This window comes from Methylophilus sp. Leaf416, assembly GCF_001424665.1.
In the GTDB taxonomy this organism is placed as follows: Bacteria; Pseudomonadota; Gammaproteobacteria; order Burkholderiales; family Methylophilaceae; genus Methylophilus.
Map to the genome: position 1 here is coordinate 15,629 of NZ_LMQS01000002.1, position 15,727 is coordinate 31,355.

The following is a 15,727-nucleotide window of genomic DNA, read 5'->3' on the forward strand; positions in this document are numbered from 1 at the left end:
GCATGCTAAACATTACCCAAGACACCCAACTCGCAGCTGTAGACCTGGGCTCCAACAGTTTCCGGCTTGAAATTGGCCGTGTGGTCGACGGACAGATTCTGCGCGTGGATTACTTAAAAGAGGCCGTTCGCCAGGGAGGTGATCTTGATGAAGATCGTAACCTCAAGCCTGAAGGCATAGAGCGCGGACTGAAATGCCTGGCCCGGTTTGGTGAGCGTTTAAAGGGCTTTCCTGCTGAACAGGTGCGCGCTGTAGCGACACAAACCCTGAGGGAAGCAACTAACAGTGCTGAATTCATTAAGCAAGCGCAAAAGGTATTGGGTTACCCGATTGAGATTATTTCAGGGGTGGAAGAAGCACGCCTGATCTACCAGGGTGTCAGCCGCATGCTGCCGCAGTCGGATGAAAAACGCCTGGTCATTGATATCGGCGGACGCTCGACCGAATTTATCCTTGGTCAGCATTTCAAAGCCAACGTTACAGAATCCCTCAGGTTAGGCTCAGTTGGCTGGTCACAAAAATACTTTGCTGATGGCCAGTTAAGTGAGCGTAACTTTGAACGGGCTGAAATCGCCGCCGAATCTATTATCGATATGATTGCCAGCCGATATAACGGCCACTGGGATGTCGCGTATGGTGCTTCGGGCACGGTCGGTGCCGTAGCCGATGTATTGGCTGGCTCAGGATTTTCTGCCGAAAAAATCGAACGTAGCCAGTTGGAATGGCTGAAGCAAACGCTGATCAAAGCTAAAACACCTGACCGCCTGCATATGGAAGGGCTGAAGGATGACAGGCGTGCGGTGATCGGTGGTGGCCTGGCCATCCTGACTGCGGTATTCGATACGCTGAATATAGACACCATGAACGTGGCCAATGGTGCGCTGCGACACGGTGTGCTGTATGACATTTTAAGTCCGGCTGATGCCACCGAAGATTTGCGTTCGGCCTCCATCGCCCGCCTGTGCAAACAGTTTGGCGTAGAGCTGGAGCATGCGCAGAATGTCAGCAAGGTAGCCCTGCATTTTTATGATGCGATGCAAGCCTGTGATACACAAAAACCTCTGCTGCAATGGGCCGCACTGTGCCATGAAATCGGCTGGGCCATTTCACATACTGACTGTAACAAGCATGGCGCTTATATACTGGATAACACCGAGCTGATGGGGTTTGCCCAAAGCGAGCTGCACACCATCAGTCTTCTGGTATTGGGTCATCAAGGAAAATTGCGCAAACTACCTGCGGATTTCGACAACCAGGACCTGGTGTGCCAGTTGATGGCATTACGCCTGGCAGTGATTTTCTGCCACTCACGCCGGTTGCCTGTGATGAAACATTTACAGCTGATACACGACAAACAGCAGTTTACGCTAGCGCTGCCAGCACAGTGGGTCAGCCAGCACCCTCAAACGCATTACCTGCTGGAAGAAGAATGCCAGCTTTGGCAAAAACTCGGCTGGCAACTGGAAGCGGAATACAGTTAAAAAAACGGGCCGAAAGGCCCGTTTTGCTAATGCGGCATTGTACGCATCTACTGAAAACTACAAACTAATCCTTTTTCTTCTTCGATTGTTTTTCATCTTCTTCGCGCAGTTTTGCTACTTTCTCACGCCACTCTTGCAGCTGCTCATCTTCAATCTCCAACTGCAACGCAAGCGCTTCTTCCTGGGTCAGTTTTTCCTTGATAAATCGTTTAGGCAACTTGCCACCCATGCGTGACAGCACGCGTTCAGCTTCATCAGGGCTGAGTTGTTTCACTTTTTCCAGGTACACTGGATTTGACTTATCTTTCATATGACTCCCTTTAATTTGATGCTAGCTGCCGGCGTCGACAGCTTTTTTACTCATCGCCTGAAACGACAGGCCTCTCTAACTGTTCTGCAAAATCCAGTCGGTGACCGGATTCCACTGCGCAATATCGATCTCCTTTAAAGAGCCCGACAATTCAAAAATACTTAACCCCTCTTCTGCCGCAGTGACATAGATCTGCGAAGAACGCAGCATCGACAAAACCGCAAAGCCGGTCTCATCCATAAACGCTAGCAGGCGCTCGGCAGATTTAGTACGCGGCATCACACGCATGCCCACCAGCCCGACAAAAGTCTTGTGCTTGCGCACGGCTTTTTCTTCAGCCAGCAAGCTCAGGAAGTCCTGGGTAGCGCCAATATCAAAAGCAGAAGGTGCAATTGGTACCAGAATTAAATCGGTCTCGGTCACTGCATCAGAAATTTTTTTGTCGCGTAAACCACCGGGGGAATCGGTAATAACCCAGTCAGCTTTTTGCAAAGCGGATTTACCCAGGTCTTCAGCATTGAATACAGTCGCTACATGCTGTGGACGGCGCGCCAGCCAAGATGCTGACGATTGCTGGCGATCAATATCTTCCAGTACAACTTTATGTCCCAATTGCGCCAGATACCCAGCAAGATTGGAGGCGAGAGTCGTTTTACCGCTACCGCCTTTGGTGTTTGCCACCAATACCCTGCGCATCTCATGCTCCCTGTGTGATGGTGTTGAATTCTGTCATGGAAAACAGCCTCTATGACACCATATCAATATGAAATTTTTATGACAATTGACGCAAAACAAAAACGGTATAAACTGTTTTCACGCAAAAATAAACAGGAGATCCACATGGCCACTAAACCGGCAGCCAAACCTACGGCAACAAGCAAGCCAGTAGCCGCTAAAACCCCTGCATCAAGCAAAACAGTAAAACCAGGAACCGCCAAACCAGCGACGGCAGCTTCTACAGCTAAGCCAGTGGCAAAACCGGTGGCCAAAATTGCGGCAAAACCGGCAACTGTTGCACCTAAAAAAGCGACGCCCGCTGCTCAAAAACCAGTGGCAAAAGTAGTAGGCAAACCTGCTGTGAACAGCAGTAAACCTGTGACAGCTGATAAATCAAAAACACCTAAAGTCAAAATGGAACGCGATAGCTTTACCATGCCAAAAGACGAATATGCACAAATTGCTGCATTGAAGAAACGTCTGGAAGCCGCTGGCAAAGCGGTTAAGAAAAGCGAACTACTACGCGCCGGTTTAAAACTGCTGTCTGGCCTTGATGACACAAAACTGAAAGCGGCATTGGCAACAGTACCAACCATTAAAACCGGCAGACCAAAGAAGTAATTTCCAGGGTATTAATTGTAAAAATTCGAATCAGACAGCCTGGATTGAAGAGGTAGCTCACATATCTGTTGAGCTACCTCTTTCAGTTTTTACGTTTCCGAAAAATAACCACCTCGAGCAGTCGCTTAAACTGATCGATAACGACAGGTTACTCCACCAAGTCTGGCGACTGCACGCTGTAGAGTTTGTAAGGCGGGCCGGACTTTGGCAACCGTAACCACCAGACGGCGCCTTTTTTAATACTCAGTTGCGTATCTTCCATACCCAGGCATTGGGCAGCCAGTTCGCCTATCCAGGGCTGATGCCCGACCAGCATAATGTGTTCAAACGGGCTCTGCTCAAGTAATTGCAAAATCGGCTGTAAAGGCCGTTCAGGCGCGAGGCGGTTTTCTTCCTGCCAGCCATCCGCCCAATAAGCGGCCGTTTCCTTGGTCCGCAATGCCGGGCTGACCATGGCGTAGGTTTGTTTAGGCAGGTATTTCTTCAGCCAGGCCGCCATTTGCTTTGCCTGCTTGTGGCCTTTTTTAGTCAAAGCTCGCTCGAGGTCAGAATGACCATGCAGCAAGTCTTCTGCTTCTGCATGCCGCCATAAAATCAGGTTACGTACCGCCATCTCGCAGACCCTATAATGAATGATACTGTTTTAGCAATATCTGCTGGCAAGACTGCAATGGGGCATCGCCTGCCGATTCGCGCACGGCTTTATACACACCCTGCTCAGTCAACTGCCAGGCATCCAGGTTGTCATCGAGGTATAACTGCAACCCCTCCTGCATAATGCGCAATTGCATTTCAGGGTCAGTGATCGGCCACGCCAGCTCGACACGGCGTATCATATTGCGGCTCATCCAGTCGGCGCTAGAAAGCCACATTTGGACCTGCCCATCCAGATTGAAATAGAACACGCGCGAATGCTCCAGCAAGCGGCCCACAATTGACCGGACACGGATGCGGCCTTTCAGCGCGGGCAAATCTACCGGCAAGATGCAGGCGCCACGGATGATCAGGTCAATCTCGACACCGGCTGCGGCAGCTTTGATCAAGGCTTCGGTTAATGGGATATCTGTCAGCGCATTCATCTTGGCGATCACGCGCGCCGGTTTGCCTTGCCTGGCCAGGCGTTGCGCTTTACCCAATTGCTTGATCATGCCAGCGTGTAGCGTGAACGGTGCCACCAGCAAATGCCGCATGCGCGGCAAGGGCAACTCGCTGGTCAAATGACGGAACAGGGCTTCCATTTCCCTGGTCAGGTCAGGATTTGCCGTGAGCATGCTCCAGTCGGTATATAAACGTGTCGTTTTCGGATTGTAGTTTCCGGTCGACAAATGCCCGTAGCGATGGATGCTTTTCCCTTCGCGACGCATGATCAATAACATCTTGGCATGGGTTTTCAGGCCTACCACACCATACACCACCTGCGCGCCTACGGATTCCAGCGCCTCTGCCCAGTTGATATTGGCTTCTTCATCAAAACGGGCTTTGAGCTCAACCACTACCAGCACTTCTTTACCACGGCGTACCGCTTCCTGCAGCAATGACAGCATGCGCGGATCAGCGCCGGTGCGGTAAATGGTCATACGGATAGCCAGCACATGCTCATCCTTGACTGCTTCTTCCAGCAACTGGATCACTACATCAAAGCTTTCATAAGGTTGATGTATCAATAAATCACGCTCACGCATCTGCGCCAGCAAAAGAATGTTTTTATTGATGTGTTTAGGCCACTGTGGCTGAAAAGAGGTGAACTTGAGATGATCGCCTTTTGCCATATCCGGCAGCTGGATCAGGCGGCCCAAATTCACCGGGCCATTCACGCGGTAAAGCGCCAATGCGGGCAGGTTGAACTGTTTGAGCAGGAATTCAGCCAGCGCATCATCACACTCATGCGTGACTTCCAGGCGCACTGCTTTACCGTATTGGCGATGGGCAAGCTCTTCACGCAAAGCCATGCGCAAATTACTTACGTCATCCTCATCAACTTCAAGGTCACTGTTACGTGTGACGCGGAACTGGGAAAAGTGCAGGATTTTTGCACCTGCAAACAGCACATGCAGGTTTGAGCGAATAATACTGGTCAGCGATACAAAACATTGCTGGCCTTTACTAATGTTACTCGGCAATTGCAACAAACGCGGCACTACGCGCGGCACGCGTACGATGGCGATTTTTTCTTCTTTATCAATCTCAATGCGGACAATAAAATTAAGCGACTTATTAGCGACCTGAGGGAAAGGATGCGATGGATCGAGCGATACCGGCATCAGAAATGGCAACACTTCACGCTTGAAGTAATTGGCTACCCAACTGATTTGTTCTGGCGTACGCACGGTACCGGAAACCAGGTGTATCGCTTGCTCGGCAAGCGCTGGCATTAGCGCATCATTAAACAACTCATATTGTTTTGCTACCAGCGCATGTGCCATGCTGGCAATTTGTTCGCAACCAGTAGCGGTGACCGGGCCATGCGTCACGCCTTGCTGATGCGCTTCCATTTGCAAAGGCATGCGCACTTCAAAAAATTCATCCAGATTATTGGAGACAATGCATAAAAATCGCAGTCGCTCCAGCAGGGGGTAATCTTCGCGTTGCGCCAGGGATAATACGCGCGCATTAAAACTGAGGATACTGAGGTCTCGGTCTAATAAAACAGAGGGGTTATTTTTCATGTCGACTATTGTAGCGCTTGGCGGCCAGCCATTTATGACAGTTTTATGAAATCGTATGAATCAAAAAATTCCTCGTTTATAACTGCTGTATTTGTTTCAGTCGCTGACTGGCAAATGCCTTGATCGCAGATTGTTCGCTGGCCGTCATTTTGCCCACATGTTGCACCATCAGGCGGGTGCGTTGATTACCAGCCAGCAATGTTTCATGCTTGATTAAAAATGCCCAATACAAAGTAGTGAATGGACAGGCAGCCTCACCTGTTTTCAGTGTCGGGTCATAGCGGCAGTTTGCACAATAATTACTCATGCGTTTGATATAGGCACCACTGGCGACATAAGGCTTGCTGGTGAATCTGCCACCGTTGGCATACAAGGCCATGCCCGCCACATTTGGTAATTCCACCCACTCGACTGCGTCGACGTAGACAGCCAAAAACCAGTCTGCGACCTGCTGGGGCGAAAATTCAGCCAAAGTTGAAAACAGGCCTATGACCATCAAGCGCTGGATATGGTGTGCATATCCGGTTTCCAGGGTTTGGCCTATACATTGCGACAGGCATTGCATCTGCGTTTGTCCGGTCCAGAACCAGGCTGGCAAATCACGTTCATGCTTGAAATAGTTAGCTGACTTTAATGCCGGCATTTCCAGCCAGTAAACGCCACGTACAAATTCGCGCCAACCCAATATCTGCCGTATAAAACCCTCAACACTGGCAAGCGGCGCCTGGCCTTGCTGGTAGGCCTGCTCGGCAGCGGCAATGACTTCCCGCGGATTCAACAGTTTAAGATTGAGCGCCGAGGCCAGCAGAGAATGCCATAAATAAGGGCTGTCTTGCCACATGGCATCCTGGTAAGTGCCAAACTGCGGTAATTTTTCTGCGATAAAATGCGAGAGCAGTTTAAGTGCCTGTGCACGCTTCACCGGCCATGGAAACTCATCCAGCTTGCCAGGATGATCGGGAAACCGTTTTTTTACTAAGGCGATGACCGCTTGAGTAAGCGCATCGGGTGCAAACCTTGGCGATGGCTTTAAATTTTGCGGACCTTCTTTACCTAAGTGTTCCCGGTTCTGCTTGTCATAGTTCCATTCACCACCGGCTGGCGCGTCGCCTTTCATCAGCAACTTGTATTTTTTGCGCATGCCGCGGTAAAAGTTTTCCATTCGCAAAGAACTACCTTTTTGCTGCTCTGCCCAACGCTGGAACTGCGGGATACTGCACATATAATGCGTGTCCTGCAGAACATCCAGCGCTACATGATGTTCCTTGGCTGTGGCCTGTAATGCCTGCAATACCCGCCAATCGCCAGGCTCGCACACTCGCATCGCTTCAGGCTGATGTTGCTGCAACATGGCTCGCCACACCGCAGCCAGGTCCGGGTAATCATGTGATTCGAGTTTGAAATAGGTAAGCGGAAAATGCCTGGCTTGCAAAGCTTCGGCAAAGTGGCGCATGGCGGATAAAAACAAGGTAATTCGCTGCCGGTGTGACCAGACATGCGTACTCTCCTGCATGACTTCTGCCATCACAATATGATCCTGAGATGGATCAAATGCTTGCAGGGCGGGGTTATCCAGCGTGAGCTGGTCACCCAAAATGATGACCAGGTTTTTCATGCTGCTGCTGATTTCGCTTGCCGCCGGCAACGTTCGGAACAGTATTTGACTGCTTCCCAGTTATTCGCCCAGGATTTTCGCCAACTCATCTCCCTGCCGCATTGCTGGCAGGGTTTGCTGGGTAAGTGACTTTTGTTGCCTTTAAACGAAGAGATCATGCAACATAGACTGGTGCAGACCTGCTGGATTCCTTTAAGGCCTGTTTTTGCTGGTAGCAACGGCTGGCGGTTTTGCAGATATCCACGAAATCTTCAGCAACCAGCGCCGCACGCCCCAGCAGGCCACCATCGATATCCGGCATCACTAACAGACTTTCAGCATTTTTAGGCGCCATACTGCCGCCATACAGGATGCGGATCTGATCAGCAAACTCGCGGTCACGCTCGGCAATCATCATGCGGATAAACGCATGCATACGTTGAGCATGTTCAGGCGTAGCATGTTCGCCGGTACCAATCGCCCATACCGGTTCATAGGCAATCACCATATTCAGTTTTTTTGCCAGCGCAAACGCCTTGTCGTCCAGGCCATACACTACATTCAGCATCTGGTTACGGACGATTAACTCCGCCATGCCACCATCGCGTTCATCCAGCGTTTCACCAACACAAAAAATGGGGGTAAGCCCGGCATGCAAAGCATTCAGCAAGCGTTTGGTCGCTACCTGGTTACTTTCCAATTTGAGGGCGCGACGTTCCGAGTGACCGACGATAGTGTAAGTGCAGCCAAATTCGGCGACCATTTTTGCCGAGATGCATGAGGTAAAAGCGCCCTCAGTAAATTGACTGACATTTTGTGCGCCCCAGGCAATCGCGGAGCCTTGTAAAGCAGACTGCGCCTGATATAAGTATACATAGGGCAGGCACACAGCCGCATCCACACCTTCAAGATGATGGAGTTCTTGTTTGAGCCGATTCAACAGGCCCTGATTTTCCAGCAAGCTGCCATGCAGCTTCCAGTTACCGACAACTAATTTTTTGCGCATGATGTAAACCTTTCTATCATGCCCCCTTGGTTAGGATTATTTTTTAAGAGCAAGCGTTTAAGTTGGATGATGTGTTTCGAGTACCAGTTAGCTGGCAACGTTATTATCTATGGCAGCTTTACCCAACAACCGTTCAATCATTTAATAAATGGCGGCCATTTTTTCCAGGGAAACCACTTTTATTTTACCCGCCTGCCCTGCACTGCCAAATGCTTCAAAGCGCTCCTTACAAAGCTGTTGCGCGGCGTTGGTTGCCTCTTTAAAGTAACCCCGTGGATCGAACTCTTCCGGATGTTCTACGAAGTATTCGCGAATGGCTGCAGTCATTGCGAGGCGGATATCGGTATCAATATTGACTTTGCGTACACCGCTCTTGATGCCTTCCACAATCTGGGAAACCGGAACCCCATAGGTTTCCTTGATGTTACCGCCATAATGGCGGATTCTTTCCAGGAATTCTTGCGGCACACTTGAAGAACCATGCATGACAAGATGCGTATTAGGAATCTTGGCGTGAATTTCCTGGATACGCTTGATGGATAAGGTATCCGCTGACGGCGGACGTGTGAATTTATATGCACCGTGACTGGTGCCAATCGCAATAGCCAGCGCATCTACTTTGGTCGCTTCAACAAACGCAGCCGCTTCGTCCGGGTCGGTCAATAGCTGGGATTCATCCAGCTTTCCTTCGGCGCCTACGCCATCCTCTTCTCCAGCCATGCCGGTTTCAAGTGATCCCAGTACACCTAATTCGCCTTCTACAGAAACACCCACTGCATGAGCAAACTCTACCACGCGCCGTGTCACATCCATGTTGTATTCATAACTGGCCGGGGTTTTGTGATCTTCTTTTAACGATCCATCCATCATCACGCTGGAGAAGCCGCTACGGATCGCCATCTGGCAAATTTTGGGAGAAGTGCCGTGGTCCTGGTGCATACACACCGGAATATGTGGAAACTGCTCGATGGCTGCTTCTACCATCTTGCGCAGAAAGGACTCGCCAGCATAGCCACGTGCCCCAGCCGAAGCCTGCAAAATAACCGCACTGTTTACTTCGTCAGCAGCTTTCATAATGGAGATGATCTGCTCCATATTATTGATATTGAAAGCAGGATAGCCGTAACTATTTTCGGCGGCGTGATCGAGTAACTGCCTGAGGGAAATCAATGCCATGCAAAACTCCTTTATTCTGTGGCTTGCTGGTGATATTCACGCAAGCGCTGGATTTCTTTTTTGGAACCCAGTAAAACCGGGACCCGTTGGTGGCAGGACGTGGGTTGTATCGCGAGGACATCTTCCAGGCCAGTGATGCTCTCACCGCCCGCCTGTGCCACTAGCAGGCTCATCGGGTTGGCTTCATACAATAATCTTAAACGCCCGGCCTTGATCGGCTGTTTATTGTCGCTTGGATATAAGAACACACCACCACGCGCCAGGATGCGATGCACATCCATCACCATACTGGCGCACCAGCGCATATTGAAATCACGGCCGCGTTCACCTTCTGCGCCTTGTAAACATTCATCTATGTAACGCTTCACTGCTGGTTGCCAGTAACGTTGATTGCTGGCGTTAATGGCGAATTCGGAAGTCTCAGCTGGAATTTCGACCGTTTGTTGGGTAAGCACAAAGCTGTCATTTTCATGGTCAAGCGTAAATACATGTGTACCTTGGCCTAGCGTCAATACCATTAAAGTCGCTGGCCCATACATAATGTACAGCGCTGCCCGTTGTGCCTGTCCTGGTTGTAGAAAAGCCTGCTCGCCCTGGGTTGCCACACCGGTATTCGGTAATATAGAGAAAATACTGCCGACCACGCCATTGATAGATAAGTTGGAAGAACCATCCAGCGGGTCCATGCAGACCAGAAACGGTGCATCCACGGTTTCAAAAACAATCGCTTCTTCTGTTTCTTCAGAGACTACACCGGCTACCACGGCAGAAGCACGAAATTGTTCAAGAGCGACTTCATGACTACGGATATCCAGTTGCATCTGGGTTTCACCCTGCACATTCGTACTGGTGGTTTTCTCGGTCACCCCTTGTAATGCGCCTTGCTTGACCAGGTCAGCAATCTCAATACCAGCCTGGGCTGCGTGCCATATCAGCACGTTCAATGCATGATTCAGTGAAACCTGTTTCAGAAATACATCCAATTGCATGGCAGATACCTTTGTTATGGTTTTAGCGATACTTGCAGCGAAACTTTAACCCACCTTCATGCGGCCCTAAATAAAGAAGACAGACTGGAAACCCCTGCACTAACCTCAATCAGAAGTTTAACTATGCAATGTCTATGCCTGTTTTCTATTCGCTGTTTTCTATTGGGTAGACGTTACATCTTAAAGATTGTTCAACAATCTTATAACAGTAGTGTGTCAATTTACGCCAAACTCACTGCGAAGCGCAAATTGAATTGAAAAGAGGATTAGCGCGAAAACACTAATTCTTGCAGGGCATGCTGCGCAGCGATAAAGCCGAAACTGGCAGTGACACAAATACTGGAACCATAACCGGCGCAATTCAGGCCGGTCAATCCTGCCTGGGTATCACAGGCTTCTGCTGGTTTTTCCACCGGCTCATCGGAATACACCGCAGTGATGCCGAATTTGGCTGATTTTTTGTTATCACTGGCTTTGGGAAAACCATGATCACGACGCAACTGATTACGGATTTTTGCCAGCATACGGTCGCCATGCACATGCGCCAGATCCGCCAGCCGGATACGTGTCGCATCGAGCTTGCCGCCAGCACTACCCACCACAATCAGCGGCAATTGCTGCTGATGGCAATAATTTGCAAGTGCAATTTTCGCTTTGGTATCATCCATGCAATCGACCACGATGTCCGGGCGCATTGCTAGTACCGCTGCCATATTTTCTGCTGAAATAAAGTCCTCGATCTCAACCACGTCACAGGCCGGATTAATCTGCGCAATCCGCTCATGCATGGCAGTGACTTTTGCTTTACCTACACTTTCATCCAGCGCATGGATTTGCCGATTGATATTGGATACCGAAATATTATCCAGGTCGACCAGGGTCAGCTTGCCCACGGCATTGCGCGCCAGTGCTTCTACTGTCCATGAGCCAACACCGCCCAGGCCTATCACCAATACATGCGCCGCTTGCAGTTGCTGCAAGCCTTGCTCGCCATATAACCGACGCACGCCGGAAAAGCGGCGTTCATTATCTTCTGCCACGACTGTATTTGCTAATATCACTTGCTTACGGTTTCCAGTACGACATAAGCCAGCGCCAGATTTTTTTCGTCGCTGATACTGATATGTGACTGGTGGATATGATGTTGTTTGAGGAAGCCTTGTAACGTCGCGGCCAATTGCAGCAGTGGCCGACCCAACGCATCGTGGGTGACAGCAATATTATGAAAGCTGACATCGCCGCGAATTCCGGTACCAATGGCTTTGGCAAAGGCTTCCTTGGCGGCAAACCGCTTGGCAAGAAAGCGCGCTTTTAACTGGCTGGCCTGGTAATCCGCCCATTCAGATTCGGCCAGAATGCGTTTGGCAAATGGCTCACCAAACTGGTCCAGCGAGGCTTGAATGCGCTCGACTTCAACAATATCAGTCCCTATTCCAAAGATCATTTGACCACCTCGCAAAACAATTTTGCATTGATATTAGGCATCGCCAAATACTTTTAACAGACGCATTCGTATGAATGACTCACTACAATTATAAAACTGGATGGGCTGCATTACCTGGCTGAAAACTCTTTCATCAGGGATTTCATCTCACGCACCGCATTATCCCAACCGACAAACAAGGCATGCGCGACGATAGCATGGCCGATATTCAGCTCTTCAAACCCCGGCAAACGCGCGATGCGGTGTACGTTGTGATAATGCAGGCCATGCCCGGCATTGACTACCAGGCCACTGGCTTTCGCATGATGCAGGGCTGCCTCTACTCTGCGTAACTCTTCAGTTTGCGTTTTTTCAGTGTCCGCATCGGCAAATGTACCGGTATGTATTTCGATCACCGGTGCACCGATTTTCACTGCGGCATCGATCTGTGCCAGATCCGGCGCGATAAACAATGACACGCGTATCCCCTGGTCCGACAGTTTCTTGACCGCATGTTCCACTTTGGCGTAGTGTGTGAGCACGTCTAAACCACCCTCGGTGGTGCGCTCTTCGCGACGTTCCGGCACCAGGCAAACATCCTGCGGTTTCACCTGGATCGCGATATCCAGCATTTCATCGGTCACCGCACATTCAAGATTCATCTTGGTTTGGAGCAAAGGCCGCAAAGCAAAAATATCCGCATCCTGCATATGGCGTCTATCTTCACGCAAATGCAACGTAATACTGTCCGCACCAGACTGTTCAGCACGCAATGCTGCCTGCACTACACTGGGGTACCTGGTACCACGTGCCTGGCGAATTGTGGCGACATGGTCAATATTCACACCTAATTTCAACATATGTTCTTTCGATTGCTTTGGCTGGCTGCCACATTTTTTTGAATTATAAACTTAGCCAGCGCATGCTCTCAACAATCTGGCTATTTAAGGCTTTTTATTTCACGCTAGATAAGCTTAGAAGTCTTGCAGATCGACCAGCAACTGGCGGGTATGCAAGGGCTTTTCACCAAGGTAATGCTGTAACAAATAGCGCATCAATTGCTTGCTTTGCACCTGTGTGGTTGTGTTGCTGTAACTTCCACGGGCCATATCGAGCAAGGACCGGCCTTGAATCAGCACACCATTCTTGGTAACGTTTAAGGCACAAGCGCCATAGTCGGCTTCGAATCGATAGGTTTCTTCGGCATGAATAATCTCGCCATTTTCATCATGCGTCAGTGGCACGGCATAACCCAGCTCTTGCAACATTTTCAATTCAAACCGGCGCATGATTTCTGCCAGTTGGCCACTGCCGGTTTCGTGTGTAAGCGTAGAAAGTATTTGTACGGTTTCGGCGTAATACTCAAACAGTTGCGCATGCGCATCGTCGCGCGGCAGCAGGCGTAACAACAACTCGTTCATGTAAAAACCGCACATCAGCGCGTCACCTTTAAGCAGGGTCAGGCCAGTCAGCCATTCCAGGCCGTGCAGGGTTTTGAGTTCATTCTTACCTGACCAGGTGCCAGCCAGTTGCTGAAAAGATTGCAACATGCCGCGCATGGCTGAAAGCGGCCGACGCGCGCCTTTGGCTACGCCGGCAATCCGTCCAAAATCGCGGCTGAACATTTCAACCACCAGGCTGGTTTCTTTGAAAGGATACGTGTGGAGAATAAAGACTGGCTGTTGCGATTGCTTGAGTGCAGCAGCATTAGGGATGCTCACAGCCATGATGCGACCGCCAGTGCAGGCGACTAAAACCCTAGGCTTTTTAATGCACGCTCGTCATCTGCCCAGCCACCTTTAACCTTTACCCAGGTTTCCAGGTAAACTTTGGAGCCGAACAGCTTTTCCATATCCTGGCGCGCTTCGGTGGAGATTTGTTTGAGTTTCTCGCCACCCTTGCCAATGATCATGGGTTTCTGGCTGTCTTTATCGACAATAATCACGGCAAAAATGCGGCGAAGTTTTTTGACGGTTTCAAACTTTTCAATTTCTACCGTCATTGAGTAAGGCAACTCATCGCCTGCCAACCTGAATATTTTTTCGCGGATTAACTCGGCGGCTAAAAAGCGTTCATTCTTATCGGTGAGTTCATCTTCACCATATATCGCTGGCTGTTCGGGTAAATGTTCCCGCACCGCGTCCAGCAAGCCATCCAGGTTCTGGTTCTTTTTGGCACTGACCGGGATGATACCGGCAAACTCAAACAGCAGATCAAAGTCCTGGATCAATGGCAATAAATTACCTTTATCCCCCATCAAATCTGCTTTATTCACTACCAGCAAGACCGGCTTGTTTTTAGGTAACAGTTTCAGGACCAGCTCATCTGCTTGGCCAAGCTTCATCGGCTCGATCACGAACAGCACCACATCGACCTCAGACAATACCTGGGTCACTGTTTTGTTCAGGGTTTTGTTTAAAGCATTGATATGTTTCTGCTGGAAGCCCGGCGTATCCACAAACAGGAATTGGGTATCCTCAGTGGTATGGATGCCCAATAAACGATGGCGTGTGGTCTGCGCCTTGCGTGAAGTAATGGCTAACTTCAGGCCCAGGATATGATTCAGTAAGGTAGATTTACCAACGTTTGGCCGGCCAACGATAGCAACGGTACCGCAACGGAAATCTTCAGTAGGTTCTATATGTTCTGTCATGATTGAATTTTTTCCATGGCGAGCTTGGCCGCCTGCTGTTCTGCCACGCGGCGGCTAGTGCCGGCACCAGTAGTAGTGATATTTAGTTTCTTGATAAAGCATTGCACGGTAAAGGTCTGTGCGTGTGCCTCGCCTTCGATAGACGCTACCTGATACTCTGGCAGGTCCATCTTTTTGCTTTGCAGGTATTCCTGCAGTTGTGACTTGGCGTCTTTATCAATCACCTTCGGGTTGATAGTGGTGAGTGTTTCGCGGTATAGCAACGCCACCACTTGTTCAGCGGCTGCAAAGCCGCCATCCAGGTAGACTGCACCGACAATGGCTTCCAGCGCATCCGCCAGGATAGAAGGCCTGCGCCAGCCTGCGCTCTTCAATTCACCTTCACCGAGTTTGAGTGCATCGCCAAGATTCAGTGCAATAGCGATCTCAGCGAGGCTGGCTTCTTTTACCAGCTTGGCGCGCAAGCGGCTGAGGTCTCCCTCGGGTATATCAGGGAATAAATTAAATAACTGATGCGCAATAATAAAGTTGAGCACGCTATCGCCTAAAAATTCCAGGCGCTCGTTATTGCTGGCTGAAAAACTGCGATGTGTGAGCGCTTGCTGCAGCAACTCAGGCTGCGTGAAGCTGTAACCGATGCGGGTCTGTAAGACTGGAAGCGCGCTCATCTCACCTACTGCGATGCTTTGCTGGCCGCATCAAAATCGATCAGCAAACTGATAGTATCTGTGAGGGGAATCGTTTTTTGGTAACGGACAGCCACTGCACCGCTGGCGATAGTCAAATCGCGGCCTTGCACGGTCTTGATCATATCCACATGCATCTGGCGGTCAAACGCGGCACGGATATCGGCATCACTTTGCAGCATAGGGTCATGCGCCAGGCGGTTGACAGTCGATTGAATCGAGAAATATTCCATATAAGATGGCAACGCTTTCAGTGCCACCATGCCCAGAATACCCACTGCAGTTAACACCAGCAGAAAACCGATCAAGCCTAAGCCGCGTTGCGGCTTTGCTGTAGTCTGCGTTGAAATATGAGAACGTTTCATATGCCATCTCTCCACAAATGGTGATTGCCTAAACGATGAC

The 15,727-nt window shown here is 50.0% G+C and carries 18 protein-coding genes; 2 read left to right on the plus strand and 16 right to left on the minus strand.

Annotated elements, in window-relative coordinates; all coding sequences use genetic code 11:
* The first annotated feature begins 2 nt into the window (after positions 1–2).
* Positions 3–1,481 (plus strand): exopolyphosphatase, encoded by a 1,479-nt coding sequence (gene ppx, locus ASG34_RS04900; protein ID WP_055827446.1) that lies wholly within the window; start codon positions 3–5, stop codon positions 1,479–1,481.
* A 64-nt stretch (positions 1,482–1,545) separates the two neighbouring features.
* On the opposite strand, the gene ASG34_RS04905 is transcribed toward ppx, so the two are convergent.
* Both ASG34_RS04905 and ASG34_RS04910 read right to left on the minus strand, forming a co-directional pair.
* Positions 1,546–1,791, minus strand: a complete 246-nt coding sequence (locus ASG34_RS04905; RefSeq protein WP_055827457.1) for a hypothetical protein — start codon at positions 1,789–1,791, stop codon at positions 1,546–1,548.
* 75 nt (positions 1,792–1,866) lie between these two features.
* The gene (locus ASG34_RS04910; RefSeq protein ID WP_055827473.1) at positions 1,867–2,487 is read right to left on the minus strand and encodes a ParA family protein; all 621 of its coding nucleotides are present in this window, start codon (positions 2,485–2,487) and stop codon (positions 1,867–1,869) included.
* A 144-nt stretch (positions 2,488–2,631) separates the two neighbouring features.
* On the opposite strand from ASG34_RS04910, the gene ASG34_RS04915 reads away from it, so the two are divergent.
* Entirely contained in the window at positions 2,632–3,129 is a 498-nt protein-coding gene (locus ASG34_RS04915) for a hypothetical protein (RefSeq protein ID WP_055829039.1), read from the plus strand.
* A gap of 148 nt (positions 3,130–3,277) precedes the next feature.
* Here ASG34_RS04915 and ASG34_RS04920 read toward each other — a convergent pair whose 3' ends face one another.
* The 14 genes from ASG34_RS04920 to ASG34_RS04980 all read right to left on the minus strand — a co-directional run bounded on the left by ASG34_RS04920 (position 3,278) and on the right by ASG34_RS04980 (position 15,687).
* Positions 3,278–3,742 carry a SixA phosphatase family protein gene (locus ASG34_RS04920; RefSeq protein WP_055827476.1) on the minus strand — a complete coding sequence of 155 codons (465 nt, stop codon included), beginning with the start codon at positions 3,740–3,742 and terminating at the stop codon, positions 3,278–3,280.
* Between the two features lie 10 nt (positions 3,743–3,752).
* Entirely contained in the window at positions 3,753–5,795 is a 2,043-nt protein-coding gene (gene ppk1, locus ASG34_RS04925) for a polyphosphate kinase 1 (protein WP_055827479.1), read from the minus strand.
* 76 nt (positions 5,796–5,871) lie between these two features.
* On the minus strand, positions 5,872–7,410 hold the full coding sequence (locus ASG34_RS04930) for a cryptochrome/photolyase family protein (RefSeq protein ID WP_055829041.1): 1,539 nt from the start codon (positions 7,408–7,410) through the stop codon (positions 5,872–5,874).
* Positions 7,407–7,568, minus strand: a complete 162-nt coding sequence (locus ASG34_RS14265; RefSeq protein ID WP_082504807.1) for a DUF2256 domain-containing protein — start codon at positions 7,566–7,568, stop codon at positions 7,407–7,409. Before ASG34_RS14265 ends, ASG34_RS04930 begins: the two co-directional genes overlap by 4 nt.
* Positions 7,565–8,395 (minus strand): triose-phosphate isomerase, encoded by an 831-nt coding sequence (tpiA, locus tag ASG34_RS04935; protein ID WP_055827481.1) that lies wholly within the window; start codon positions 8,393–8,395, stop codon positions 7,565–7,567. Before tpiA ends, ASG34_RS14265 begins: the two co-directional genes overlap by 4 nt.
* A 141-nt stretch (positions 8,396–8,536) precedes the next feature.
* Entirely contained in the window at positions 8,537–9,571 is a 1,035-nt protein-coding gene (gene fba, locus ASG34_RS04940; RefSeq protein WP_055827484.1) for a class II fructose-bisphosphate aldolase, read from the minus strand.
* A gap of 11 nt (positions 9,572–9,582) precedes the next feature.
* A complete protein-coding gene (locus tag ASG34_RS04945) occupies positions 9,583–10,560 on the minus strand; it encodes a class 1 fructose-bisphosphatase (protein ID WP_055827487.1) in 978 nt (325 codons plus the stop codon).
* A gap of 266 nt (positions 10,561–10,826) precedes the next feature.
* Positions 10,827–11,600: a tRNA threonylcarbamoyladenosine dehydratase gene (locus tag ASG34_RS04950; RefSeq protein WP_235559668.1), complete on the minus strand. Its 774-nt coding sequence runs from the start codon at positions 11,598–11,600 to the stop codon at positions 10,827–10,829.
* Between the two features lie 17 nt (positions 11,601–11,617).
* Entirely contained in the window at positions 11,618–12,004 is a 387-nt protein-coding gene (acpS, locus tag ASG34_RS04955) for a holo-ACP synthase (RefSeq protein WP_055827493.1), read from the minus strand.
* A gap of 110 nt (positions 12,005–12,114) precedes the next feature.
* Entirely contained in the window at positions 12,115–12,843 is a 729-nt protein-coding gene (gene pdxJ / locus ASG34_RS04960; protein ID WP_055827495.1) for a pyridoxine 5'-phosphate synthase, read from the minus strand.
* A gap of 114 nt (positions 12,844–12,957) precedes the next feature.
* Positions 12,958–13,710: a DNA repair protein RecO gene (gene recO / locus ASG34_RS04965; protein WP_082504808.1), complete on the minus strand. Its 753-nt coding sequence runs from the start codon at positions 13,708–13,710 to the stop codon at positions 12,958–12,960.
* Between the two features lie 23 nt (positions 13,711–13,733).
* Complete coding sequence (gene era, locus ASG34_RS04970; protein WP_055827499.1) at positions 13,734–14,636, minus strand: GTPase Era; 903 nt, start codon at positions 14,634–14,636, stop codon at positions 13,734–13,736.
* The gene (rnc, locus tag ASG34_RS04975) at positions 14,633–15,304 is read right to left on the minus strand and encodes a ribonuclease III (RefSeq protein WP_055827502.1); all 672 of its coding nucleotides are present in this window, start codon (positions 15,302–15,304) and stop codon (positions 14,633–14,635) included. Before rnc ends, era begins: the two co-directional genes overlap by 4 nt.
* A gap of 5 nt (positions 15,305–15,309) precedes the next feature.
* Positions 15,310–15,687, minus strand: a complete 378-nt coding sequence (locus tag ASG34_RS04980; protein ID WP_055827504.1) for a DUF4845 domain-containing protein — start codon at positions 15,685–15,687, stop codon at positions 15,310–15,312.
* Positions 15,688–15,727: the final 40 nt, after the last annotated feature.

Coding starts and splice junctions, on each gene's coding strand:
- ppx (WP_055827446.1), top strand. CDS start 3: ATGCTAAACATTACCCAAGACACCCAACTCGCAGCTGTAGACCTGGGC.
- ASG34_RS04905 (WP_055827457.1), bottom strand. CDS start 1,791: ATGAAAGATAAGTCAAATCCAGTGTACCTGGAAAAAGTGAAACAACTC.
- ASG34_RS04910 (WP_055827473.1), bottom strand. CDS start 2,487: ATGCGCAGGGTATTGGTGGCAAACACCAAAGGCGGTAGCGGTAAAACG.
- ASG34_RS04915 (WP_055829039.1), top strand. CDS start 2,632: ATGGCCACTAAACCGGCAGCCAAACCTACGGCAACAAGCAAGCCAGTA.
- ASG34_RS04920 (WP_055827476.1), bottom strand. CDS start 3,742: ATGGCGGTACGTAACCTGATTTTATGGCGGCATGCAGAAGCAGAAGAC.
- ppk1 (WP_055827479.1), bottom strand. CDS start 5,795: ATGAAAAATAACCCCTCTGTTTTATTAGACCGAGACCTCAGTATCCTC.
- ASG34_RS04930 (WP_055829041.1), bottom strand. CDS start 7,410: ATGAAAAACCTGGTCATCATTTTGGGTGACCAGCTCACGCTGGATAAC.
- ASG34_RS14265 (WP_082504807.1), bottom strand. CDS start 7,568: ATGATCTCTTCGTTTAAAGGCAACAAAAGTCACTTACCCAGCAAACCC.
- tpiA (WP_055827481.1), bottom strand. CDS start 8,395: ATGCGCAAAAAATTAGTTGTCGGTAACTGGAAGCTGCATGGCAGCTTG.
- fba (WP_055827484.1), bottom strand. CDS start 9,571: ATGGCATTGATTTCCCTCAGGCAGTTACTCGATCACGCCGCCGAAAAT.
- ASG34_RS04945 (WP_055827487.1), bottom strand. CDS start 10,560: ATGCAATTGGATGTATTTCTGAAACAGGTTTCACTGAATCATGCATTG.
- acpS (WP_055827493.1), bottom strand. CDS start 12,004: ATGATCTTTGGAATAGGGACTGATATTGTTGAAGTCGAGCGCATTCAA.
- pdxJ (WP_055827495.1), bottom strand. CDS start 12,843: ATGTTGAAATTAGGTGTGAATATTGACCATGTCGCCACAATTCGCCAG.
- recO (WP_082504808.1), bottom strand. CDS start 13,710: ATGGCTGTGAGCATCCCTAATGCTGCTGCACTCAAGCAATCGCAACAG.
- era (WP_055827499.1), bottom strand. CDS start 14,636: ATGACAGAACATATAGAACCTACTGAAGATTTCCGTTGCGGTACCGTT.
- rnc (WP_055827502.1), bottom strand. CDS start 15,304: ATGAGCGCGCTTCCAGTCTTACAGACCCGCATCGGTTACAGCTTCACG.
- ASG34_RS04980 (WP_055827504.1), bottom strand. CDS start 15,687: ATGAAACGTTCTCATATTTCAACGCAGACTACAGCAAAGCCGCAACGC.